The organism is Amycolatopsis echigonensis, assembly GCF_014174495.1.
Lineage (GTDB): Bacteria > Actinomycetota > Actinomycetes > Mycobacteriales > Pseudonocardiaceae > Amycolatopsis > Amycolatopsis echigonensis.
Genome location: NZ_JACJHR010000073.1, coordinates 1 through 23,698, shown reverse-complemented (window position 1 = coordinate 23,698; position 23,698 = coordinate 1). Strand labels below are relative to the sequence as shown.

The following is a 23,698-nucleotide window of genomic DNA, read 5'->3' as shown; positions in this document are numbered from 1 at the left end:
GCGCGTTGGCGCCTTCGGTCCCGTTTGCCGGAATCGGGGTCAGTTCTGCGGCAGGTGCCGGCGCGAGTGCCGGGTCACCACAAGGGTTCCCGCGATGGCGACCGCCGCGACGCAGGCGAGCAGCACCGGGTAGCCCGCTACTCCGTTCAGGGCCGCCAAAAGCGACGGCAAGAGGAATCCGACATACGCCAGCGCGTAGTACACGCCGGTGAGTTCCGCGATTTCGCCCGGCCGGGCGAGACGTTGCAATTCCAGCAGCCCGGACACCACCACGATGCCGTAAGCGGCGCCCAGCACGACCGCCGCGCCGAGAGCGATCCACGGCGATTCCCGTGCCGCGGCGAAGACGCTCAAGACGAGGCCGACGCAGAGCACCGTCATCCCGGTGAGCACGGCCCGGGCGCTGGTGGCGCGGTCGACCCGCTTGGCGATCGGCTGGATCCCGACTCCCGCGCCGATCGCGCAGACGGTGAGCAAAGTGGAATAGGCCAGCGCCCACGACCCGGTTTGGTGCTCGACCAGCTGCGGAAGGATCGCGTACGCGACGCCGCACGAGCCGAAGATCCACGGTGCCGCGGGCAGGATGACGCGGCGGAATCGCGGATGCCTCGCGGTGGCGGGCAGCGCGGCGCGGACCGACGCGGTCCGGACAGCGAGCGTTTCCGGACTGCGCGTGACCGCGGCCAGCGAGACCAGCGCGAGTCCGATGTGGACCAGATAGGGGAGCACCATCGGCCACGGCCCCCATTGCGCGAGCACTCCGGCGACGCCCGGGCCGATGCCGAGCCCGAGCGTGAGGCACAGCGCGGCGCGCCGGGTGCCCGTGTCGGCCGCGCTGTACGGGTCGGCGTCGGCGAGTTCCTTGATCCAGGTAGAGCCCACGGCCATCGCGACCGCGACCGCGATGCCGGCGAGGAACCGGCCGGCGGCGATCCACGCGACGCCGAGCGGGCCGAGCGCCAGCAGCATGCTCGCCAGCAGCGACAGCACGGTGCCGGCGAACATCACCGGGCGGCGACCGTACCGATTGGACAGTCCGCCGGACAGCAGCAGTCCCGGCACGAGGCCGACGACGTACGCGCCGAGCAGGGCGTCGACGGTGAACGCGGAGTAGCCCGCGGCGTGGTACATCACGAGCAGCGGGGTGAACTGGTTGCCGCCCCAGCCGCACGCGAACACCGCGGCGGCGGCCGGGAACCAGGCCGGGAGCGTGGTCGTTTCGGGCAGGGGAGCGCGGTCGGCGGTAGCGGTCATCGACGGTGCACCGAATCCAAGTGGGCTCGCAGGGCCGGGGCGAAGGTGTCGGCCTTCGTCTCGGCCTCCGCGATGATGGTGAGCAGTTGTTCGTGCTCGCCGACGACCCGCGGCAGGCGGGCCGGGATCGGCGCGAGCGCGTGGACGTTCATCCGGCGCTGCCGGTCGGCGAGGGTGGTGTAAAAGCTGAGCAGCAGCGCGTTGCCGCCAGCGGCGACGATCGTGCGGTGGAACAGCTCGTCGGCTTCGGCGAACGCGGGCACGTCGCCCGCTTCGGCGTGTCGGCGTTGGGTGTCCAGCACCGCGCGCAGCTGCTCGAGCGCGTCCGGGATCAGCTCCGGGCGGCGGCCGAGCCGCTGTACCGCGGCGCTTTCGACGGCCTCACGGGCTTCGAGGACGTCCTCCGCTTCTCCCGGGGTGACCGGCACGACGATCGCGCCGCGCTTCGGGATCAAGTTGAGCAGTCCCTCGACCTGCAGCCGCAGGAACGCCTCGCGCACCGGAGTGCGGCTCACCCCGAGGCGCTCGGCGATCTCGCCCTCGCTGAACAGGTGTCCGCCGGGCAGCTCGCCGGTGAGCACGAGTTCCTTGGTGAGCTCGTAGGCGCGGTCGGCGGCGGGTTTCAGAGCGTTCACAGGAGCGACGCTAACATGCATCCCAGCTTGTATCTAAGGTGTTGTGACCTGCGGCTCAGCAGTTCTGTCGGGGCCCTGTGCGATCCTCGCTGGCGTGCGATTGCTCCTTGATGCCCGGCCGACCGTGCAGCAAGCCGTCGACGCCGTCCGCGCGGCCCTCGCCGACGGCCTCGACCCGGACGAGGACCCGCCGCGGTCCGTCGTGCCCGTGCCCCCCGGGCAGTTCCTGCTGATGCCCGCGTTCTGGGACCGCTTCGCCGGGGTCAAGGTCGCGTCCGTCGCGCCGGACAACCCGGCTCGGGGACTGCCGCGGATCCAGGGGCACTACCTCCTGATGGACGGCCAGACGCTCACGCCGATAGCGCTGCTGGACGGCGTCGCGCTCACTTCGGTGCGCACGGCGGCCGTCTCCGCGGTCGCGGCGGATCTGCTCGCGGTGCCGGACGCGGAACGGCTCGTGGTGTTCGGGACGGGGCCGCAGGCGCGGAGTCACATCGAGGCTTTCCGGGCGGTGCGATCTCTGCGGGACGTGGTGGTGGTCGGCCGGAATTCGGAGCGGACGCGAGCCTTTGCCGCGCAGTACCCGTTCGCCCGGGTCGGCACGCCGGACGACGTGGCCTCAGCTGATCTCGTTGCCTGCTGCACCTCTTCGCGGACCCCGGTGTTCGACGGTGCCAAGGTGCCCGAGCACGCCGTCGTCGTGGCCGTTGGCTCGCATGAACCTGAGGCGCGGGAAGTCGACGATGTCCTCATTGGACGGTCCACTGTGGTCGTTGAGGGAATCGGCGCGGCTGCTAGCGAGGCTGGGGAGGTAGTGCTGGCAAGGGAATCCGGTGTGCTCGCCTTGGATGATCTTGTCTCGCTCGCGGCACTGGCTTCGGGGCATGCCGTGGGAGCGGGGCCTCGGGTGTTCAAGAGCGTCGGGATGGCTTGGGAGGACCTGGTCGTCGCCGCGGCCGTCTACGAAGCTGCCGAGTGACCGGAATTGTCGGTGGGGGCGGATAGCCTGGGCTTCTTCGACGGCGAGGGGAGACTGGGATGTCCGAGGAGCTGACCACCGCGGCGGAACTGTTCGACGCGATCGGCGCTGGCTATGAGGAGGCGTTCGGCCGCCGGCCGGTGGTGGACGCGGCGGTACGGGAGTTGATCGAGGTCCTGCCGCCGTCGGCGCGCGTGCTCGACATCGGCAGCGGGACCGGCCGTCCCGCGGCGGCGGAGCTGGTTGCCGCGGGACATCGGGTGACCGGGATCGACGTGTCGGCGGAGATGGTGCGGATCGCCCGCGAACAGGTGCCCGGCGCTGAGTTCGTGCGGGCTGACGTGCGGGAATGGGAGACAGCTCCGGGCTCGTGGGACGCGGTGTGCGCGTTCTTCTCGTTCGTGCAGCTGTCGAGGGCCGAGACAGAGAGGGTCCTCGGCCGCATCGCCGGCTGGCTGGCGCCGGGCGGAAGGTTCGCGCTGGTGACCGTGCCCGCTGATATCGAGGACGTGCCGATCGAGTTCCTCGGCCACTCGATCCGGGTGACGAGCTTCCCGGTGGACGCGCTGGTCGAGCGGGTGCATGCGGCCGGACTGGAGGTGACCGGGACCCGGGAGGAGACGTTCGAGCCGGAGACGCCGGGGACGGAGCCGGAGGAACACGTCCTGATCTCGGCCCGCAAACCCGGCTGAGCGGGGCTGGAAATCGCGCTGGGGCGGCGGGATCGTGAAATAGATTCGGCGGGGTAGCGCGTCGGACGGAAAAACGGAGCGGCATTTTCGCGCTCTCCGGGTAAACACGCCGGAAACTGCGCGGAAAATGCCGCCCCGTCTCGCTCGATGCGTCCTTCGCTTAGCTCGCCGGATGAGGTCTGACTACAGCCTGACGATTACCGGTCTGACGCGGCTCGCTTGTCGCGATGTGACGCGTGGTTCGCAACAGACGCCGATGCCCGCCGTTCGCGGCGGACGTTGACGCGCGTCCGCGACGAACGTTGACGCACGCGGTGCGCCCATGGACGTTGACCCGCGGCCCACCACGGACGCTCTTGTGCGTGGTCCGCCGTGGACGTTGACGCGCGGTCCGCGACGGCCGTTGACGCACGCGGTGTGCCCGTGGAGGTTGACCCGCCACGGACGCTCCTTGGGCGTGGTTCGCCGTAGACACTGAATGCGCGTTGCTCGCGTGGACGTTGCGGTGGTTCGCCGCGGACGCTGATGCGCGCGGTTCGCCCCGGACGTTGACGAGCGATTCCTTGCGGACATTGACGCGCTCGTCGCGGACGTTGAGGCGCATGGTTCGCCCGTGGACGCTGTTGCTGGTGGTTCGCCCCGTCGACGTTAGACGCGCGTGGCTCGCCGGTGGGCGTTGACGCGCGCGGCTCGTCTTGGACGTGCTCGGCACCGTAACTCAGGCCGGAAAAGCCGTTGTTACTGCTGGTTGCCCCACTGCTGCTCGCCCTGGTCGTAGCCGCCCTGCTGACCGCCCTGCTCGAAACCCTGCTGGCCGCCCTGCTCGTAGCCGCCCTGGCCGCCCTGCTGGAAACCGCCCTGGCCGCCTTGTTCGTAGCCGCCCCGTTCGCCCTGGCCAAAGCCACCTTGCTGGCCGCGGCCCTCGCCGTAGCCGCCCTGCTCGCCCTGGCCGAAACCGCCTTGCTGGCCGCGGCCTTCGCCGTAGCCGCCCTGCTCGCCCTGGCCGAAACCGCCCTGGCCGCCCTGCTCGTAGCCGCCCTGGCCGCCCTGGTGTCCACCTTGGTGTCCGCCCTGGTGTCCGCCGCCCTGGCCGAACCCGCCTTGCTGCTGGCCGCCCTGGCCGAAGCCGCCCTCGTCGCCCTGGCCGAATCCGCCTTGCTGGCCGCCGCCCTGCTGGCCGCGACCCTCGCCGAAGCCGCCCTGCTGGCCGCCCTGCTCGAAACCGCCCTGCTGCTGGCCGCCCTGGCCGCCCTGGTCGAAGCCTCCCTGCTGCTGGCCGCCGCCCTGTTCCTGGCCGCCCTGCTGGCCGCCGCCGAAGTTTTCCTTCAGCTTGTCCGCGCCCTGGCGGATCTGGTCGCCGTGCTGGCCGCCCGTTTTCTGGTCGGCGAATTCGGCGGCCTTGTCGATGCCCTGGCCGACTTTGTCCGGGTTGTTGCCCGCGAATTCCTGGATCTTGTCCTTGGCCTGGTCGAAAAAGCTCATCTAAATTCCTCCTTGATCCATTCGTGACCCATGGATACCAGCCGGGTACCCGACGGGCGCGGCAGCGAGACGCCAGTCCCCGGTTCGGGTGAGGCGCGGCGCCGGTTCTGCCCGGGTCGGGCCACGGGTGGGTTACCCCACACGCCCGGGTCCGGGCCGGGGCGGCCGGTAGGGTCGCCGCCGCAGGGCGCCGGAGCCGAGGAGGACATGTGGCGGGACCGTTGAGCGGGCTGAAAGTCGTCGAACTGGCCGGAATCGGGCCGGGGCCGCACGCGTGCATGGTGCTCGCCGACCTGGGCGCGGACGTCGTCCGCGTGGAACGGCCTTCCGGATCGCTCGACCTCAGCGGCGGCAAACCGGACCCGCTGCTGCGCGGCCGCCGCTCGGTCGCCGCGGACCTCAAGACCTCCGAAGGCCGCGAACTCGTCCTGCGGCTCGCGGCGAAGGCGGACGTGCTGATCGAGGGCCTGCGCCCGGGCGTCACCGAACGGCTCGGCGTCGGGCCGGACGACTGCTTCGCGTGCAACCCCCGCTTGGTCTACGGCCGGATGACCGGCTGGGGCCAGGACGGCCCGCTCGCCCAGCGCGCCGGGCACGACATCAACTACCTGGGCCTCACCGGCGTGCTGCACGCGATCGGCCGCGCGGGCGAACGTCCGGTGCCGCCGCTCAACCTGGTCGGCGACTTCGGCGGCGGATCGATGTTCCTGATCGCGGGTGTGCTCGCGGCGTTGTGGGAATGCGGCCGGACCGGACGCGGCCAGGTCGTGGACGCGGCGATGGTCGACGGCGCGAACGTGCTCTCCCAGATGATGTGGGCCTTGCGCGGCTTGGGTTCCTGGTCCGACGAACGCGGCACGAACCTCCTGGACGGCGGTGCGCCGTTCTACGACACGTATGTCTGCGCGGACGGCCGTTACGTCGCCGTCGGTTCCCTGGAACCGCAGTTCTACGCGGCTCTCCTGAACGGCCTCGGCCTCGCGGCGGAAGACCTCCCGCCGCAACTCGACCGCGACGGCTGGCCCACCCTCCGCGCCACCTTCACCCGCGTGTTCCTGACTCGGACGCGCGACGAATGGGCCGAGGTCTTCGACGGCACCGACGCGTGCGTCACGCCAGTCCTCGCGCCCGACGAGGCTCCCCAGCACCCGCACATCGCCGCGCGGTCCGGCCTGATCACGCTGGACGGGATCGTCCAGCCCGCCCCGGCGCCGCGGTTTTCGCGCAGCACACCGGATACGCCGTCCTCGCCGCCGGTCCCGGGCGCGGACACGGAAAAAGTCCTCGCCGACTGGGAGGCCTAGGAGCCGCACCTGCCGCACGACGGCGTCCCGGCTTCGGCTGGCCCGCGAACCGCGTCAGCGCGAGGTCGGGGAATGGCTCGCGCCGGTGCGGTGACGCGGTTGGTCGTTCGCGGCGAGGCAACGTGCTGGACTACGGCATCGTTCGCCAGCCAGGGAGTGCGCCTAGCCCCGCAACCGCACCGGCAAAGTCACGTGCCCGTTGGTGATGAACGACGGCACCGGCTCCAGCTTCTCCTCGTCCACGGCCAGCGCCAGACCCGGGAATCTCTCGAACAACGCGGGCAGCGCGAGCTCCGCTTCCATCCGGGCGAGCTGCGCACCGAGGCAATAGTGCACGCCATGGCCGAACGCGAGCGCGGTTTTGTCCTTGCGGGACAGGTCGAACTCGTTCGCGTCCGGGCCGTGGTGGCTCTCGTCGCGTCCGGCGGGGCCGAAGGACGCGAGGATCGGGTCGCCCGCGCGGATGGTCGTGCCCTCGACCTCGATGTCCTCCCGCGCGAACCGCAGCGGCAGGTGCGAAATCGGTGCCTGCCAGCGCAAAGTCTCGTCCACCACGTCCGGCCAGGCGCACGTTCCGTCGAGGACCTGCCGCAGCTGTGCGGGATGAGTGAGCAGCGCGGTCACGGCCTGGTCGAGCAGGTTGACCGTCGTCTCGTGGCCAGCGGTGATCACCAGGATCAGCGTGTCCACGAGTTCGGCTTCGCTGAGCCGGGAGCCGTCCGAATCGCGTGCGGTGATCAGGGCGCTCGCGAGGTCGTCACCCGGTTCGGCGCGCCGCTGTTCGACGAGGTCGGCGAGAATTCCATACAGCAGCTCGACGTTCGCGGTCGCTTCTTCCGCGGTCGCCGACGTCGCGAAGATCCCGGCCACCGCGGTGCGCAGGCCCGGCCGCGCTTCTTCGGGGACGCCGGTCAGCCGGCAGATCACCTCGATCGGCAGCCGATAGCAGTAGTGCTCGCGCAGGTCGGTCTCCGCCGGCCCGGCGTCGAGGCCGGTGAGCAGGCCGTCGACGATTTCGGCGACCACCGGGCGCAGCGCGGCGATCCGGCCGGGGGCGAAAGCCTTGGACACCAACGATCGCAGCCGACGATGCTCGTCGCCGCAGGCGGTGAACATGTTCCGCACCGAAACCCAGATGTGCAGCGACCAGTCGGACGAGATCGCCCCGTCCCGGTAGGCAGGCCAGTGCTGCCGGGCGTCCTTCGACACGCGCGGGTCGGCGAGCAGGGCGCGCAGCAGCGGCAGGCTGGTGACCGACCAGGCGAGCACGCCGCCCGGCAGTTCGACCACGGTCAGCGGTCCGCGGGCGCGAAGCCGGGCGCCCTCGCCGTGCACGTCCGGCGCCGCCGGGTCCAGCAGAAAGGGGGTCACGGCGTGGTCCATGGGCGCTCCTCGCGGCCCGATGGTCCACAACGGACTGACGATGAGGGAGGTGTCCGTTGCGGCCACCGGGTCCGCGGCAAGCGTAACGCGGCTGACGAGTGTCCTGTCCGGCTTGAGGGGTGGTCCGGACCAGGCCGGAGAAGGGGTTGACGTCAGCCGTCGGCGCGCTTGCGGTGCAGCGAGAACCGCTCGAACACCGACAGCTCGCCGGTCGGCTTGTTCACGTTGTAGTAGGTCACGTGCATGGTCGTCGTTCCTCCCGGACGGTGCCCGGGGTCCACGGTGAACGCGGCGAAGCCGTAGGGGTGGTCGAGGTCGCGCACCGCGCTCCACACCGCTTTTTCGCGCACGTAGGTCGGTTTCCGCTTGCCCGTGGCCGGATCCCGCTTGTCCGCGACGGCGGTCAGCACCTTTCCGGTGCCGTCCTTGAAGAAGCTGCCGTTGGTGGTTCCGGAGACGCCGCCTCCGCCGAGAATCATGTGCACGGTGCCGTGCGTGGCGTCGATGTTGTCGGTCGCGTCGGACACCGGATTCGGCGTCAGCGTCTCGCTTTCCGCGACGACGCCGTGCACGGCGAGGGAGCGTTCGTAGTCGTGTTCGTGGCCGCAGAGCACGAGGTCGACGCCGTAGCGGTCGAACAGCGGGCCGTACTTCTCGCGCAGGCCCAGGTCAGCGCCGTTCGCGTCGGAGGTGCTGATCATGACCTGGTGCATCGCGACGACGATCCAGTCCACGTCGCGCGACGCCCGCGCCGCGGCGAGTTCTTTCTCCAGCCAGGCCAGCTGCCGTCCGCCGGAGTACCCGTTGACGTAGACGTCGCCGCCGTCCTGCAGGCAGTTGTCGTCGTTCTGCAGCACGATCACCCGGACCGAGCCGACGGTGAAGCCGTACCAGAGGCCGGCGAGTTCCGGATCGGTTTCGGTCGAGGGCAGCTGGAAGTACGCCTGGTAGGCGTCCATTCCGATCGCGCCGTTCTTCTTCTCGATCTCGTGGTTGCCCGCGGCGGGCATCCACGGCCGGTACCGCGCCGAACGGGTGTTGTTGGTGAAGAAGTTGTTCCAGGTGCGGACGCGGTCGACGTCGAGGTTGGCGTAGCAGAGGTCGCCGTTGAGCAGGTGGAACAGCGGCGCGACGGTTTCGATGCCGGTGACGATGTCCTTCGTGGCCGGCGTCGAGAAGAAGTCGAGCGCGGGCGCGCCCTTGAGATCCCAGGTGACCTGCGGCGCCGACTGGTCGCCGAAGCTGGTGAAGGTGAACGCGGACCGGCCGCCGGGCGCGGTGCGGAACGTGCCCGCGTCGGGCGTCGCGCCGTCGTGCTGGGCGACGTAGAGGTACTCGGTGTTCGGGCTGAGCCGGTTGATCTCGGCGTGGTGCACCCAGACCGTGCGGTTGGAATCGCCGTCGAGGTAGGTCCGGGTGACTGCGGGCGCGTACGAGCCGAAGCCGTCGTCGAGCGTGCCGTAGAGGACGCGGGGACGGCGGACCGGTCCGTCGGTGAGCCACGAAACCACCATCTGCCGCGCGGGATCGCGGCCGAACGTGAGATGCAAACCCTGCACCGGCGTCGCGCCGCCTCCGCCCGGGGCCGGGGAAAGCGGCGCGGCTGCTGCCGTACCAGTGCCGAGCAGTGGTAAGGCAGCGCTTGCTCCCATGAGGCCCAATGCTCCTCGACGGCTGACGGTGTTGGACATGGCGACGGCCTCCTCCGGCTCCCAGGCGGAAGCGAAGCTATGCTCGCCGCGCGGCCCGGCGATGAACGCGAGCTGTCCGGGGCGTGAAGTTGTCCGCCGGACGATTTCCGGTTCGTTCTCTTTGCCGGGAAACGGCTTCCGGACTGTCCTCAGTGGAATCTCCCGGCTGAGCGGGATCGATTCAGTAGGTTTCTGCTAGCCTCCGGTCTGACGTGCGGCTCGCCGTGGTGCCGCGTTGCCGCCGGAGCGCTTCACGGAGCGTGCGCTGAGTGCTTCGGCTCGAACCTCCGAGGAGCGTTATGACAGCCATCGTCCGGGTCCGGGGCCGTGAGGTGCTCGACAGCCGGGGCAACCCGACGGTCGAGGTCGACGTGGTGCTGGCGGACGGGTCGGCGGGCAGGGCGGCGGTGCCGTCCGGGGCCTCCACCGGCACGCGCGAGGCCGTTGAGCTGCGGGACGGCGAAGCGAAGCGGTTCCACGGCAAGGGCGTGCGCAAGGCGATCGACGCGGTGAACGGCGAGATCGCCGACGCCGTGGTCGGCATGGAGGCCGAGGCGCAGGCCGATGTCGACCGCGCGCTGATCGCCCTCGACGGCACCGAGAACAAGGCCCGCCTCGGCGCGAACGCGACGCTCGGGGTCTCGCTGGCGGTGGCGAAGGCGGCCGCCGCGGCGAACACGCTGCCGCTGTACCGCTACGTCGGCGGGGTCTACGCGCACCTGCTGCCGATGCCGATGATGAACATCGTCAACGGCGGTGCGCACGCGGACAACCCGATCGACTTCCAGGAGTTCATGATCGGCCCGGTCGGCGCGTCGTCGTTCGCCGAGGCCGTGCGGATGGGCTCGGAGGTGTTCCACACGCTGCGGAAATCGCTGCACGAAGCGGGACACAACACGAATGTCGGAGACGAGGGCGGGTTCGCACCGCAGCTGGGGTCGGCGGACGAGGCGCTCGAGTTCGTGGTCCGCGCGATCGAGAAGACCGGGTACGAGCCGGGCAAGGACATCGCGCTGCTGCTGGACCCGGCGGCGTCGGAGTTCTACCGCGACGGCGTCTACGACTACACCGGCGAGGGCCGCAAGCGCAGCGTCGAGGAGCACGTCGCGTACCTGACCGAGCTGACCGAGCGCTTCCCGATCGTGTCGATCGAGGACGGCCTGGCGCAGGACGACTACGCCGGCTGGAAGCAGCTGACCGACGGCATCGGCGACCGCGTGCAGCTCGTCGGCGACGACCTGTTCTGCACGAACGTCGAGATCCTGCGCGACGGCATCGAGCGCGGCATCGCCAACTCGATCCTCATCAAGGTCAACCAGATCGGCACCCTGACCGAGACGCTGGCCGCGGTCGACACCGCGCACAAGGCGGGCTACTCGGCGGTCATGTCGCACCGTTCGGGCGAGACCGAGGACACCACCATCGCCGACCTCGCGGTGGCCACCGGATGCGGCCAGATCAAGACCGGTTCGCTGTCGAGGTCCGACCGCACGGCGAAATACAACCAGCTGATCCGCATCGAGGAAGAGCTGGGCACCGAGGCTCGCTACGCGGGCTGGGACACCCTGCGCTGAGCCAGGCGGCCCGGGCTTTTCACTGGCCCGGGCCGCCTTTCTCTATTTCTTGACCCGCAGGAGCATCGCCGCGGCGGTGAAGGCCGCGCTGACCCAGAACGCCGCCCGCGCCTGCGTGGCATCGAGGACGAAGGCCCCCGCCACCGCGGGCCCGACCACGGCGCCGAGGTTGAACGCCGTGGTCGCGATCGCCCCGGCCACCCGGGGTGCCGCATTGCCGGCGGTAGTGACGATCGCAGCGATCAGCGCGGATCCGACGCCGAACGCCGTCGCCCCGGTGAGCAACGCGGCTATGAGGAGCCCCGGAAGGCTCTGCGCCGCGAAGAACGCCGCCACCCACACGGCGGTCAGCACCGCCGTGCCCGCCTTGAGCATCTTCGGACCTGCCTTGCCCGCGATCGTGACGCCGACGAACGATCCCACTCCGAAAGCCGCCAGTACAACCGGAACCCACCCTGTCGGGGCGGTCATCGTGCCGAGATAGGTGAAGGCGGCGAACGTCCCGCCGTTGACGAGAATTCCCTTGCCCACGATGGCCGCGACGCAAGGCTGGGCGAGGACGCGCCACTCGCGAACCACCGGGCTAGCCGATGGCGGGTCGTCGAACGAGGTGGTGGTCAACGCGGCGGCGGCCACCGCGGTGATCGCCGCGATGGCCCAGAACGCGGCCTGCCACCCGGCGTACTGGCCGAGCACCGTCCCGGCCGGAACGCCGACGATGCACGCGAGCGTGACACCGGACAGCAACACGGAAGTCGCCCGCCCAACGGCGTCCGCCGGGACGAGCGACGGCAGCGACGCGAGTGCTACGGCGAGAAACCCAGCGTTGGCGAACGCCGCGAGCGCCCGGGTGGCGAGCAGGAGCGGGAAATCGGTGGTGAGGGCGCCGATGACGTGTACTCCGCTGAAAAGGCCGAGGAAGGCGAGGAGCGCGAGCTTGCGCGGCAGTTTGCTGCCAAGCATCGCCAGTACTGGTGCGCCGACGACCATTCCGGCCGCGAAAAGGGACGTAAGCAGCCCGGCGGTGCCGAGAGAGACGCCGGTGCCAGCGGCGATCTGGGGGAGCAGCCCGGAAAGGACGAACTCGGACGTGCCTTGCGCGAAGACCGCGGCGGCGAGGAGGAAAAGGACGGGAGGCAAGAGGAATCGACTCCGGATGACTGGAGCGTCGGTGGGACGCGGGGGGATGCGGACAGTTCGGGTGCGGAGTGGGGTGCCTTGGGCTTGTGTGCCGCGGCCGCGGGTTGGGTTGAGCCAGCTCGCGTTGGCTGTGCGTCGCCTTGAGCCAGCCGTGCGTTCGCTGGGCGATGGCTCGGGGACGCCTGGCCGTGGCTCGGGCGCGCAGGCTTCGTCAGCGGCTGCAGTTGCGACAGGCGAGCCTTGCTACGACGTGGTTGTCGTGGCCTCGTCTCGGCCCAGCCGCGCACAACGGTCCCCGTGCTGGTTCTGCTGCAGTGAGCAGGCCATGGCTTTGATGGGCAGGCCTTGCCGTGCAGAGAAAGCCGTGGTGCTGTTGCGGTGCGCAGGCTTTGCCGCTGACGGCCGGTCGCTGTGCGTGGCCTTTGCCATTCGCGGCTGGGCAGCGTGAACCCAGCCGTGCCACGATGCGAGCCTGCTTTGCCGCTGGCGCTGCTGTGCTCAGGCTCCGCGCAGACGAGTCCGCCAACGACAGACTTTGCCTGTGACACCGGACTTCACCACGACCTGGCCGCCTGACGCAGGCTTTGCGAACCTTGCCGATGGCGCGGTCGCTGCGCCCGTCGCAGTCGTGAGTGTTTATGCCGGTGAGGACCGGCGCACGCACGGGAACCTGACCGAGGCAACAGCTTACGGCTCAACAGTGCGGTGTCTGTGGTCAAGCTTCCGCTGGTCAGCCCAGCCCGGGAGCAAACCCGGTACCCGTCACTCCGCCGCCCAGCTTGCGGCTGGGCGGCTACCGTCTGCTGGCCTCCGGAGACGTCATGTCTCGAACCTTACCGTGCCGTGCTTGGAGTGTCGTGCGCGATATGCGCGGCTGGTTGTTCCGCGATGCGGGCTCGGCTCAGCCGAGGGTGATGGGGCAAGCCGTCGATTGCCCGGAGTATTCGAATCCGGGGGCGGGGCGGGCTTTGCCCATCAGGGAGCATCTCTTCGTGCAGTGCAAAGGGATTGCGAAGACGGGCCCGAGAGATGAGTTGCGGCGAAAGGAAAGAGGGCCGCGAAGGGTCGATCACTTGGCGATGGAGCCAGTGATGAAGAACGGCTGAGGGAATTCGGAGACGCAGTCCGCGCCAAGAAGATCCTGCGGAGCGAGGACCAGGCAGTGAATCCTCACGAGGCCACGTTGACGAGAAACTGCTCAGCAAGAGGGGTGCACGAGCTGTAGCCGAGGGAAGCGCATCGGTCGGAGTCGCCGGTGCGGAGCCAGCCCTCAGGCTCCGCACGGGTGCCCAGGCGACTGAGCAGTGTGGCGCGACCGGCTGGTGCGCACCGGCCGCACCGGCCGCATCGGGCGGAGCGACCGGTGCGGAACCAGCCCCAGGTTCCGCACCGGCGCCCCCCAGTCACATCAGAAGTGCGGCACGACCGGTCGGTCCGCACCGGTTGGGCAGGTCGGAGTCGCCGGTGCGGAGCCAGCCCCATGGCTCCGCACCGGCACCCCCAGTCACCTCAGCAGAGCGGTGCCACCGGCTGGTCCGAGCCGGTCTTCACGTAGGTGTCCGAGATGTAGTGTCCGGGCCCGATCCGGTCCCAGATCTTGCTCGTGCCGAACTTCCCGGTCACGGAGTCCCCGTTGACGTAGCATTCGATGTTCACCCTGGCGTAGTTCGCCGCCAGGCCTTTCACCGACGAGGACGTGTGCGCGCCCGACCGGACGTTCACCGGGTCTCCTGCCGTTTGGACCAGGCCAGTCGCCGCGGCGGAACCTGTCCAGAGGTAGGTGACCTTCACGTTTCCGTTGTCGCCGAGGCCGACGCCGGAGCTGAAGGTGCCGTCGGCCAGGTCGATGCCCGCCGGGTTGCCGACCTTGTACCCGAGATCGTCCCGGCCGCCGTTGTAGCCGTTGTGGTAGGCGGCGTACGCCTCGGGCTGGCCTTGCGGCAGGTCCTTGTACTCCGCGCGCACCGAGGACGGGTTCCAGTAGTCGTTCTTGGTGTTCCACGGGCCGACGTCCCACACCGGCGCGTATTCGCAGCGGCTGTTGTCCGTCTTGCACACGCGCACGCTGTAGTTGCCGGTTCCCTTGGGCGACAAGGCTTTTCCGGACGGAAGCGCGACGAAGTGGTCGTTGCTCGCGATTGTGTGGCCGTTCGCGGTGGTGTGGCCGGCGAGGCCTTCGCGGGTGGCGTAGACGGTGTAGGTGAGCGGAGTGGCCGCGACGAGGGCGTTCGCCTGTGGGGTCAGGGATCCGGTCAATTCGACGTCGCGCACGGTGGGGCGGGCGGCGGTGGTGCTGGACAGGGTGATCCTGGTCTGCACGACGCTCACCGCCCGGGGGAGTGCGGTGCCGGCGGGGACCCACTCCGTCCAGTCGTCGGCGCCGGAGCGGCCGCGGACGTCGACGTCGACAGAGGTGCCTTGGGGCGCGTCGGCGGAGATCTCGGCGGCTACCCGGTTCACCGGCGCGGGCAGGCGCCGTTCGGCGGAGAGCAGGTAGCCCTCGCTTCCCGCGGCCTGGTCGGCGGGTCTCCATGTGGAGTCCCGCAGCGTCAGCGTGCCGCTGGAGGCGGTGACATTGACGTCGTCGCTGTCCACTGAGGACAGATCGGCTCGCCAGGCGCCAGAAGCCTCGGCAGCGCTCACGGGCGTCGCGACTGCGGTGACCGCCCCCGCGGCGAGCAGTGCGGCGACCGTGCGCCGGACCGTCAGATTCCCGACCACGACGGATCTCCCTTCACTCGTCCGAATCGAACTGCCGGAGTGTCGGAGGGATCCGTACACGATCCATACAACGATCTCGCCCGGTCGTGTACCAGGGGCCCAGGTTGACAGCGGTGAGTCACCGAGTTAGCTTTGCAAGTAAAGTTAATTTAAGAGCAAAGGAAGTGTGCGGATGACCATCCTGGTGACGGGGGCGCGCGGGAATGTCGGGAGCGAGGTCGTCCGGGTGCTCCGCGAGGGCGGGCACGAGGTGAGAGGGTCGGCGCGCGACGCGGCCGTGCTGGATTTGCCGGACGCGGTGTCGCTGGATCTCACGGCGGAGAGCGGGTTCGAGGATGCGCTGCGCGGCGTGGACGCGATCTTCCTGTACCCGACACGGCCGAACGGTGCGGTGCACTTCCTTGCTGCGGCGCGAAAAACAGGAGTGTCGTACGTCGTGCTGCTGTCCTCACCGGACGTCTACGAGGGAGCTGCCGACAATCCGATCCGGCTGGGGCATCTGCCCGCGGAGACGGCGGTGGCGGAGTCCGGACTGCCGTTCACGGTGCTGTATCCGGGCTGGCTGGCGGGCAATGCCCGGCGCGACTGGGGTGCGGCGATCCGGGCGGGGGAACCGGTGCGGCTCTTCTCTCCGGAGTCGCAGTTCACGCCGACGGCGGAGGCGGACGTAGCCGCGGTTGCCGCGAAGCTGCTCACTGAGCGTAGCTATCCAGGGCGGATGCTGGCGGTGACGGGACCGGAGTCGATGACGCAGCGTGCGGTAGTGGAAACCCTTGCGGAGGAGTTGGGTCGCTCGATCGAAGTGGTCACCGAAACGCGGAGCGAGGCCCTGGCCCGGCGTCCGGAGTGGATGCCCGCGGCGGTCCTGGAGCATCTGATGGACGTGGAGGAGGCGGCGGTGGGCCGGGTGGCGCCGGTGAACAACACCGTGGAACGGTTCGCGGGCCGAGCGACGTCATTCCGCGAGTGGGCGCGGGCGCACAAGGACGACTTCGCGCCGAGGTAACGAACAGTCCGATGTGGACACGAGCTAGGCGGGCTTCCAGGAAACGCAGGCGGGTCGCGTCCGGGATTCGCACAGTTCCCGGACCGCGCGCAGCACTTCCTCGGCGGAGACCTCGCTCCCGGAGGGCTGCGGGAAGTGCGCGCCCTGAAGACTGAAGTAGTCGACCGGCTCCTCGCCCACGCCGTCCGCGGGCAGGAAGGTCTCGCCGTTTTCGTGCCACGCCAGGCTTCCTCGCGCGCCGCGCAACCCGGCGACCAGGTACGGCGTCCGCGGCTTGCGGCCCGCGTACAGCCACCACACGATCCCGGTGCCCGGCGTCGGCGGTTCGGCGGAGCGGAGGGCGGACAGCACGTCGTCGACAGTCGCCTCGGTGACGTCGTACCCGGTCCGGCGACGGGCGTCTTCGATGCTCGCCATGGTGCGCTCCGCTCGTGAAGTGTCCTGATACTACTCGGTGCCGATCGGCGAGCGGCTTGTGGAATGGCCAGTGCGGAGCCGGGCCGCGCGCAGCGTCAGATAGCGCTGCTCGGCGGTGTTTCCGGTGCGCGCGGCGGCCGCGGTGTAGTGGCGGACGGCTTCCTCTCGTTCGCCGGCCAGTTCCAGCAGATGCGCGCGGGCGGCGGCGAGGCGGTGGTGGTCGGGGAGCCGGTCGTCGAGTCCGGCGAGCATCGCGAGCCCGGCGTCCGGCCCGTGCACCATTGCCGTCGCGATCGCGCGATTGAGCGCGACGACCGGGTTGCCGGTGAGCGCCTCGAGCCGCGTGTACAGCGTGAGCACACGCGGCCAATCCGTGTCTTCGGCCCGCAGTGCGATGTCATGCGTCGCGGCGATCGCGGCTTGCAGGCGGTATTCGCCGAGGCCATCGCGGGTCAGCGCGTCGGTGATCAGCGCGACTCCTTCCCGGATCAGCGAACGGTCCCATCGCGCCCGGTCCTGATCGGCGAGCGGGATGAGCTCGCCGTCCGGGCCGGTGCGGGCCGGGCGGCGGGCGTCGGTGAGCAGCATCAGCGCGAGCAAGCCGGTCGCCTCCCCGTCGTCCGGGAGCGCGGCGTGCAGCAGCCGGGCCAGGCGGATCGCCTCGGCGGACAGTTCGGTCCGGTGCAGGCTGGGGCCCCCGCTGCTCGTGTATCCCTCGTTGAACACCAAGTACAGCACGTGCAGCACGGACCGCAGCCGCGCCTGCCGCTCGTCCGCGGCGGGCATCCGGAACGGCAGGCCGGACTTCTTGATTTTCGCCTTCGCCCGGCTGATCCGTTGCGCCATCGTGGTTTCCGGCACGAGGAACGCGCTGGCGATCTCCGCGGTCGTCAGCCCGCCGACCGCCCGCAACGTCAGCGCGATCGCCGACGCCGAGGTCAGCGACGGGTGCGCGCACAGGAACAACAGCGTCAGCGTGTCGTCCCGGTCCGGCACCTCGGCGCCGTGCGGCTCGGCGGCGACGGCGTCCTCGCGCCGCCGCCGAGCCTGGTCGCTGCGGAAGCTGTCGATGATCCGGCGGCTGGCGGTCTGCAGCAGCCAGCCGCGCGGGTTCTCCGGGATCCCCTCGGCAGGCCAGTGCCGCACGGCCGCGAGAAGGGCTTCCTGCGTCGCGTCCTCGGCCGCGCCGAAATCGCCGGACCGGCGCACGAGCACGGCCAGGACCTGGGGCGCGAGCGTGCGCACCAGGTCCTCAACCTCCGTCATCACACCTCCGGCGCGCTCATGACCTGGCGCACTTCGATCGGCACCCGCAGCGGCGCGCCCTCCGGACCGGGCGCGGCCGAGACCCGGGTCGCGATCTCCAGCGCCCGCGCCTCCGATTCGACGTCCACTACGCGGTATCCGGCCAGCAGTTCCTTGCCCTCCGGGAAGGGTCCGTCGGTGACGACCGCCCCGCCCTTGCCGTCCGCGACCACGGTCTTCGCCGCTTCCGGTCCGGCGAGCCCTTCCGCCTCGACGAGTTCCCCGGCTTCGGTGAGCTCGGCGTTGAGCACGTGCTGGAACTGGATGTGCGCGCGGATGTCCTCCGGGGCCCACTCCGGCAACGGGACGTCGCAGCCTTCGCCCTGGGCGTAGGTCTGCAGGAGCATGTACTTCGGCATAGCGTTTCCTCCAGTGTCCGGCCCGCCGCTTCCGGGTGGGCTCGCCAAGGGAACGGAACCCGCGCGCCGTCCTCGACACGCACCGCGGACATCTTGCCGGGGAATTTCGCGGAACGGGTGGCGTGGGTCTCACTGCCCAGGACGACCGGATGGTCTAGCAGGTAGGTTGCGGAAAGCAACCCACCTGGAGGGACCGTGAGCACGACGACCTTCGCCGCGGTGTCGGCGGTCAAGCAGCGTTCGGACACCGAGTTCAGCGTCGACCTCAGCCCGGCGTGGACCATCGGCGGCCGCCCGAACGGCGGTTATCTGCTGGCCACCGTCGCCCGCGCGGCGACCGTCGTTTCCGGGCATCCGGACGTGCTCGCCGCCAGCGCGCACTACCTCCGCTCGCCCGAGCCGGGTCCGGCGGAGATCGAGGTCGAGGTGCTGCGCACCGGCCGGTCCGCGACGCAGCTGCGCGGACGGCTGCTCAAGGACGGCGTGCCGCAGGTCGAAGCCCTCTTGACGCTGGGCGTCCTCGGCGAGGCCGAGCCGTTCTGGCAGGACGGCGTGCCGCGGCCGGAATTCGGGCCGTTCGCGGACGAGCCGTGGGGCCCGGCCGTGCTGACGTCGGGCATCCCGATCGCGATCCGCGACGAAATCGACGTGCGGTTCGACCGTCCGCTCGCCGACGGACCCAGCGGCCGCGGCGAACTGCGCGCCCTGCTGGCGCTGCCCGGCGATGAGCCGTTCGACCCGGTCAGCCTGCTGTTCGCGGTCGACGCCCTTCCTCCGGCGACCCTCGACGTCGCGCCGTCCGGCTGGGTTCCGACGCTGGAATTGACCGCCTACGTCCGGGCCCACCCGGCTCCCGGACCGGTGCGGGTGCTGCACCGCGCCCACCTGATCGGCGACGGGCGGGTCGACGAGTCCTGCCACGTATGGGACAGCGCCGGGACGCTGGTCGCGCAGGGCACGCAGCTGGCGGGGATCCGGATCGGCTGACTCGACCGGCCCTGCTCGATCCTCCCGGACTCCCGCGCCCGGTCACCAGGGCTGGCCCGCTCAGCCAGTCCGGACCCGCGACCGTCCTTCGACCTCGGCGGCCGCGCCTCGGCACCGACACTCCCCGGCATCGGAAATCTGCGTTCGTGAAGGGGCACCTCACGGCCTCCGCAGCCAGTGCGGGGAACCCAGAGTGATCCTCATGGCTGGTTGAGGCCGGTCTCGGCGCGTCCGGGTCAGCGGGTTCCGGCCAGTGCCCCCGTCGTGACCAAGCGGTACCCGGTGCGCCCGGAGAACTCCGCCGTCAGCGCGAACCGGTCGCCGCGGACCAGCGTGTGCCGCCATTCGATGCGTTTGCCCGCGCTGGTGCCGAGGCGTCCGATGGAGAACGCGCCCACAGTCTCGCCGCAGCCCAGCAGGGTGCGTTCGGCTCGCGTCGGCACGACGGCGCGGATCTGCTCCTCGCCGTGGTCGAGCCGGACGCCGGTGCGGCGGTGGAGTTCGCCGTACAGGCTGGTGTGCTGGAAATCCGCGTCCAGCAGCGGCCGGGCGAGGTCGGCGGGCAGCCACACCCGGTCGACGGCCAGCGGGTCGTTTCCGGCCAGCCGCAAGCGTTCCAAGTACAGCAGGGGAGTGGAGCCCTCCAGCGATAGGCGTTCGGCGACCACCGCGTCCGCGCGGATGTCGAGCCTGCGCACGACGCTGTGCTGGTCGAGCCCGGCTTCCTCGACCGCGGCGAAGAGGCTGTAGAGCGCGCCGAGCGGCTGCTGGATCTCGGCCGCCGCGGCGACGCGGGGCTGGCGTCCGCGTTCGGCGATGAGGGTGCCGTCCGCGCGCAGTTCCCGCAGCGCCTGCCGGACGGTCTGCCTGCTGACGCTGTATTCGTCGGCGAGGGCGAGCTCCCCGGGGAACGCGCTGTCGAATTCCCCGGCGCGGATGCGCACCAGGAGCCGCTGCTGCAACTGCCGCCACAGGGGCTGTCCGCCGGTGCGCACCAGCTCTGCCTCGCCCATGCCGGGAACAGTACCTCTTGCCAAATGTACGGACAGCTCTTAGATTAAATGTACGTACATTACCGAGGAGGCCAGAGTGCGCACAGGAGTGAACCGGTGACCGGCGCGGCGCTGGGAGCGACGCGCGCGACGGCGGAATGGCGGGCCAAGCTCGCCCGTCCGGTGCCGGGTCTCGCGGTCGCGCTGCTGGTCGCGGCGGTCGCGACGGCGGGCGGCAAGCTCGTTCCGGTGGTCGGCGGACCGGTGCTCGCGATCCTGCTCGGCGCGGTCGCCGGCGCGGTCGTGCCGGGGCTGCGCGGCTGGCGGTTCAGCCCGGGCTACGCCATCGCGTCTCGGCCGGTGCTCCAGCTGTCGATCGTCGTGCTGGGCACCGGGCTGTCGATCCAGCAGGTGGTGCACGTCGGCGGGCAGTCGCTTCCGGTGATGCTCGGCACGCTCGCGGTCGCGCTCGGCGGCGCGTGGGTGCTCGGCCGGCTGCTCGGCGTCCGCGGGGAAACCCAGACGCTGATCGGCGTCGGCACCGGCATTTGCGGTGCGTCCGCGATCGCGGCGACCAGCGCGGTGCTGAAGCCGAAGGAAGCCAATATCGCTTACGCGCTCGGCACGATCTTCACCTTCAACATCGCCGCGGTGCTGCTTTTCCCGCCGCTCGGGCACGCGCTCGGGATGTCGCCGCACGCCTTCGGCCTGTGGGCCGGAACCGCGGTGAACGACACGTCTTCCGTCGTCGCGGCTTCTTACGCGTATGGCGGCGACGCCGGCGCGTACGGCCTCGTCGTGAAGCTCACCCGTACGCTCACGCTGATTCCGATCGTGCTGTTCCTGGCCGTGCTCGCCGCGCGCAAGCAGGCCGGCGGCCGGGTTTCGTTGCGCGCCATGCCTTGGCACCGGCTGGTGCCGCCGTTCCTGATCGGCTTCCTGGCCGCCGCCACGGTGGAAAGCGCGGGCTGGATCCCGGCGGCGTGGCACGCGCCGCTGTCGACGCTCGGCACCTTCCTGATCACCATGGCGCTCGCCGGGATCGGCCTGGCGCTCAAGCCGTCCGACCTGCGCAAGGCGGGACATCGGCCGCTGCTGATGGGGGCCATTCTGTGGATCGCGGTCGCCGCGTCGAGCCTCGGGCTGCAGGCGCTGACCGGCGGGATGTGACGCGCTAGCGCACGCGCGGATTCCGCTTCCGCCGCCTGCGCGCGGCCAGGGCCGCGAGGAGCCGGGGCACTCCTCGGCTCCGGCGCACGAACACCAAGGATTCGCCGCGTGGGGCCGGTTCGGTCCCCGCGGCGATTTCGTTTCGCGGGCCGCGCCGGAACTCGCGGAGCCCGGCGGCGAACTGGTCCGGGTCGCCGCCGACGTCCGGATGGTGGGTGCGCACGAACCGGCGGTAGGCCGCCTTGTCGGCTTCGGACCACGCCCTCCGCTCGTCCACCGCCGTCCTTCCCCGGTTGAGGGTTTCGCTCGAGGTTCCTGCTGGAAGCCGCGTTGAACTGCCAACCGGCGGTTCAACGATACAGTTCAAGCACATGACCGAGAAGATCGAACTCGGCCGGTCGGAGCTCCGCGCCGTCACGGCCTACGCGGTGGCCTGTGCGGAGCCCGCGCTGCCGATCTTCGAACGAGCCCGTCCGGACGATCGCCGTCCGCACGACGCGATCGAGGCGGCTCGCGCGTTTGCCGAAGGGGCTCAGCGCAGCAAGGCGATCCGCGACCGTGCGTGGGCGGCGCAGCGGGCGTATCAGGAAACCCGCGACGCCGCTCAGGCCGCGGCGAGCGAGGCCGCGCGGGCCGCTGTGGCTGCTGCCGGTGCGGCGTTTCTGCATCCGTTGGCGAAGGCGACGCAGGTCTGGCACATCCTCGGTTCGGCCGGGCACGCGGCGTACGCGTTCGAGCTGGCGGGGTTGGCGGCTCCACGCCCCGTTGCCGATCCGGTGGTGGTCCGGGTGTTGTCGCGGTATCCGATGGCACCGGACGGTCGCGGCCGGGTAGGGGAGTTGGTGCGTGAGCTCGATGCCTTGCTGCGCAAGGGTTAGCGCACTCGCTCCACCCGGCGCTCGTCCCAGACCGGCTCCGGGGTCTCGCGCACCACGCCGTCCGAGCCGAAGACCAGGTAGCGGTCGAACGAGCGCGCGAACCAGCGGTCGTGCGTGACCGCGAGCACCGTGCCTTCGTACGACTCCAGCGCGTCCTGCAGCGCCTCGGCCGATTCCAGGTCGAGGTTGTCGGTCGGTTCGTCCAGCAGCAGCGCGGTGGTTCCGGCCAGTTCCAGCAACAGGATCTGGAACCGCGCCTGCTGCCCGCCGGACAACCGGTCGAACGCCTGCTCTCCCTGGCGGTGCAGCTCGTACCGGCGCAACGCGGCCATCGCCGCGCCGCGATCGGCCGCGTGTTCCGTCCACAGCACGTCGACCAGCGTGCGGCCGGCGAGTTCCGGGCGGGCATGTGTTTGCGCGAAATGGCCGGGCACCACTCGCGCGCCGGTCTTCCACTCGCCGGTGTGCGCGACATCGCCGCCCGCGAGCAGCCGCAGGAAATGCGACTTCCCGGAGCCGTTCGAGCCGAGCACCGCGACGCGCTCGCCGAAGAAGATCTCCAGCGAGAACGGCTTCATCAGCCCGGTCAGCTCCAGATTCGCGCAGGTCACCGCGCGCACGCCGGTGCGGCCGCCGCGCAGCCGCATCCGGATGTCCTGCGGGCGCGGCGGTTCCGGCGGGGGACCGGCCTCCTCGAACTTCCGCAGCCGGGTCTGCGCCGCCTTGTACCGCGACGCCATCTCGTCGCTGCGCGCGGCGTACTGCTGCATGTCCCGGACCAGCCGCTTGAGCTGGGCGTGCTTCTCGTCCCAGCGGCGGCGCAACTCGTCGTAGCGGGCGAACCGTTCCTGGCGCGCTTCGTGATACGTGCTGAAACCGCCGCCGTGCACCCAGGCGTCCGCGCCGTCGCCGCCCGGCTCGACGCTCACGATCTTGTCCGCCGCTCGCGCGAGCAGTTCGCGGTCGTGCGACACGAACAGGACGGTTTTGCGGGTTTCCTTCAGCCGGGCTTCGAGCCAGCGTTTGCCGGGGACGTCGAGATAGTTGTCCGGCTCGTCCAGGAGCAGCACCTCGTCCGGCCCGCGCAGCAACGCTTCCAGCACCAGGCGTTTCTGCTCGCCGCCGCTGAGCGTGCGCACGAGCCGCCAGCGCGCGCGGTCGAACGGCACGCCGAGCGCCTCGGTCGTGCACATGTCCCAGGTGGTCTCGAACTCGTACCCGCGTGCTTCGGCCCAGTCGCTGAGCGCCTGCGCGTACCGCATCTGCGCGGCCTCGTCGTCGACCTCCAGCATCCGCTCCTCGGCCGCGTCGACCGCCCTGGCGGCCTCGCGAACCCGTTGCGGGGCAACGGAAACCAGCAGGTCTAGCACCGTGCGTTCGTCGCGCACCGATCCGACGAACTGCGCCATCACGCCCAGCCCGCCGGACACCGTGACCGCGCCCTCGTCCGGCTTCAGCTCTCCCGACAACAGCCGCAGCAACGTGGTTTTGCCCGCGCCGTTAGGGCCGACCAGCGCCACGACCGCGCCCTCGCCGACCCGGAACGAGACGTCGCCGAGCAGCGGACGCCCGTCGGGCAGCACGTAGCGCAGATGCGCGGCTTCCACATGGCCCATGCCCGCGCACTCTACCCAGCCCGCCGCGAATCACCGCACGGTTTTTCCGGTCGTCCACACAGGACAGTGGCGGTGCACCGACGGCACCGAATGTGCGGTTCCACGACATGGTG

At 70.5% G+C, this 23,698-nt stretch carries 21 protein-coding genes; 8 read left to right on the top strand and 13 right to left on the bottom strand.

Annotated features, from left to right (window positions below):
• Positions 1–39: 39 nt before the first annotated feature.
• Both H5411_RS35610 and H5411_RS35605 read right to left on the bottom strand, forming a co-directional pair.
• Complete coding sequence (locus H5411_RS35610; protein ID WP_101438878.1) at positions 40–1,254, bottom strand: MFS transporter; 1,215 nt, start codon at positions 1,252–1,254, stop codon at positions 40–42.
• On the bottom strand, positions 1,251–1,889 hold the full coding sequence (locus H5411_RS35605; RefSeq protein ID WP_101438879.1) for a GntR family transcriptional regulator: 639 nt from the start codon (positions 1,887–1,889) through the stop codon (positions 1,251–1,253). Before H5411_RS35605 ends, H5411_RS35610 begins: the two co-directional genes overlap by 4 nt.
• Positions 1,890–1,983: 94 nt before the next feature.
• Here H5411_RS35605 and H5411_RS35600 point away from each other — a divergent pair, with 94 nt between their 5' ends.
• Both H5411_RS35600 and H5411_RS35595 read left to right on the top strand, forming a co-directional pair.
• On the top strand, positions 1,984–2,868 hold the full coding sequence (locus H5411_RS35600) for an ornithine cyclodeaminase family protein (protein WP_183126355.1): 885 nt from the start codon (positions 1,984–1,986) through the stop codon (positions 2,866–2,868).
• 59 nt (positions 2,869–2,927) lie between these two features.
• On the top strand, positions 2,928–3,560 hold the full coding sequence (locus H5411_RS35595) for a class I SAM-dependent DNA methyltransferase (RefSeq protein ID WP_183126354.1): 633 nt from the start codon (positions 2,928–2,930) through the stop codon (positions 3,558–3,560).
• Between the two features lie 738 nt (positions 3,561–4,298).
• Here H5411_RS35595 and H5411_RS48000 read toward each other — a convergent pair.
• On the bottom strand, positions 4,299–5,042 hold the full coding sequence (locus H5411_RS48000; RefSeq protein ID WP_246369668.1) for an antitoxin: 744 nt from the start codon (positions 5,040–5,042) through the stop codon (positions 4,299–4,301).
• Positions 5,043–5,251: 209 nt separating this feature from the next.
• Here H5411_RS48000 and H5411_RS35585 point away from each other — a divergent pair, with 209 nt between their 5' ends.
• The gene (locus H5411_RS35585; protein ID WP_183126353.1) at positions 5,252–6,346 is read left to right on the top strand and encodes a CaiB/BaiF CoA transferase family protein; all 1,095 of its coding nucleotides are present in this window, start codon (positions 5,252–5,254) and stop codon (positions 6,344–6,346) included.
• A 162-nt stretch (positions 6,347–6,508) separates the two neighbouring features.
• Here the strand turns inward: H5411_RS35585 and H5411_RS35580 are convergent, their stop codons facing one another.
• Both H5411_RS35580 and H5411_RS35575 read right to left on the bottom strand, forming a co-directional pair.
• Positions 6,509–7,729, bottom strand: a complete 1,221-nt coding sequence (locus tag H5411_RS35580; RefSeq protein WP_183126352.1) for a cytochrome P450 family protein — start codon at positions 7,727–7,729, stop codon at positions 6,509–6,511.
• Positions 7,730–7,881: 152 nt separating this feature from the next.
• A complete protein-coding gene (locus H5411_RS35575; RefSeq protein ID WP_183126351.1) occupies positions 7,882–9,420 on the bottom strand; it encodes a purple acid phosphatase family protein in 1,539 nt (512 codons plus the stop codon).
• A gap of 299 nt (positions 9,421–9,719) precedes the next feature.
• On the opposite strand from H5411_RS35575, the gene eno reads away from it, so the two are divergent.
• Entirely contained in the window at positions 9,720–10,994 is a 1,275-nt protein-coding gene (gene eno / locus H5411_RS35570) for a phosphopyruvate hydratase (protein ID WP_183126350.1), read from the top strand.
• A gap of 42 nt (positions 10,995–11,036) precedes the next feature.
• Here eno and H5411_RS35565 read toward each other — a convergent pair whose 3' ends face one another.
• A complete protein-coding gene (locus H5411_RS35565; RefSeq protein WP_101438886.1) occupies positions 11,037–12,134 on the bottom strand; it encodes an MFS transporter in 1,098 nt (365 codons plus the stop codon).
• 1,509 nt (positions 12,135–13,643) lie between these two features.
• Complete coding sequence (locus H5411_RS35560) at positions 13,644–14,855, bottom strand: hypothetical protein (protein WP_101438887.1); 1,212 nt, start codon at positions 14,853–14,855, stop codon at positions 13,644–13,646.
• A 172-nt stretch (positions 14,856–15,027) separates the two neighbouring features.
• Here H5411_RS35560 and H5411_RS35555 point away from each other — a divergent pair, with 172 nt between their 5' ends.
• Entirely contained in the window at positions 15,028–15,861 is an 834-nt protein-coding gene (locus H5411_RS35555; protein ID WP_101438888.1) for an SDR family oxidoreductase, read from the top strand.
• A gap of 24 nt (positions 15,862–15,885) precedes the next feature.
• On the opposite strand, the gene H5411_RS35550 is transcribed toward H5411_RS35555, so the two are convergent.
• Genes H5411_RS35550 through H5411_RS35540 form a run of 3 tightly spaced genes read right to left on the bottom strand, consistent with a single transcriptional unit; the run spans position 15,886 to position 17,942 of the window.
• On the bottom strand, positions 15,886–16,278 hold the full coding sequence (locus tag H5411_RS35550) for an Imm1 family immunity protein (protein ID WP_101438889.1): 393 nt from the start codon (positions 16,276–16,278) through the stop codon (positions 15,886–15,888).
• Positions 16,279–16,308: 30 nt separating this feature from the next.
• Positions 16,309–17,544 carry an RNA polymerase sigma factor gene (locus H5411_RS35545; protein ID WP_101438890.1) on the bottom strand — a complete coding sequence of 412 codons (1,236 nt, stop codon included), beginning with the start codon at positions 17,542–17,544 and terminating at the stop codon, positions 16,309–16,311.
• Entirely contained in the window at positions 17,544–17,942 is a 399-nt protein-coding gene (locus H5411_RS35540) for a YciI family protein (RefSeq protein ID WP_101438891.1), read from the bottom strand. Before H5411_RS35540 ends, H5411_RS35545 begins: the two co-directional genes overlap by 1 nt.
• Before the next feature lie 195 nt (positions 17,943–18,137).
• Between H5411_RS35540 and H5411_RS35535 the strand changes: the two genes are divergently transcribed.
• Positions 18,138–18,929: a thioesterase family protein gene (locus H5411_RS35535; protein WP_101438892.1), complete on the top strand. Its 792-nt coding sequence runs from the start codon at positions 18,138–18,140 to the stop codon at positions 18,927–18,929.
• Between the two features lie 236 nt (positions 18,930–19,165).
• Here H5411_RS35535 and H5411_RS35530 read toward each other — a convergent pair whose 3' ends face one another.
• Positions 19,166–19,942: a GntR family transcriptional regulator gene (locus tag H5411_RS35530; RefSeq protein ID WP_101438893.1), complete on the bottom strand. Its 777-nt coding sequence runs from the start codon at positions 19,940–19,942 to the stop codon at positions 19,166–19,168.
• A gap of 96 nt (positions 19,943–20,038) precedes the next feature.
• On the opposite strand from H5411_RS35530, the gene H5411_RS35525 reads away from it, so the two are divergent.
• Positions 20,039–21,091 carry a YeiH family protein gene (locus tag H5411_RS35525; RefSeq protein WP_101438894.1) on the top strand — a complete coding sequence of 351 codons (1,053 nt, stop codon included), beginning with the start codon at positions 20,039–20,041 and terminating at the stop codon, positions 21,089–21,091.
• Positions 21,092–21,095: 4 nt separating this feature from the next.
• Here the strand turns inward: H5411_RS35525 and H5411_RS35520 are convergent, their stop codons facing one another.
• Positions 21,096–21,368: a hypothetical protein gene (locus tag H5411_RS35520; protein WP_101438895.1), complete on the bottom strand. Its 273-nt coding sequence runs from the start codon at positions 21,366–21,368 to the stop codon at positions 21,096–21,098.
• Between the two features lie 94 nt (positions 21,369–21,462).
• On the opposite strand from H5411_RS35520, the gene H5411_RS35515 reads away from it, so the two are divergent.
• Positions 21,463–21,969, top strand: a complete 507-nt coding sequence (locus H5411_RS35515; RefSeq protein WP_101438896.1) for a putative immunity protein — start codon at positions 21,463–21,465, stop codon at positions 21,967–21,969.
• On the opposite strand, the gene H5411_RS35510 is transcribed toward H5411_RS35515, so the two are convergent.
• Positions 21,966–23,585, bottom strand: a complete 1,620-nt coding sequence (locus tag H5411_RS35510; RefSeq protein ID WP_101438897.1) for an ABC-F family ATP-binding cassette domain-containing protein — start codon at positions 23,583–23,585, stop codon at positions 21,966–21,968. The genes H5411_RS35515 and H5411_RS35510 overlap by 4 nt on opposite strands.
• Between the last annotated feature and the right edge of the window lie 113 nt (positions 23,586–23,698).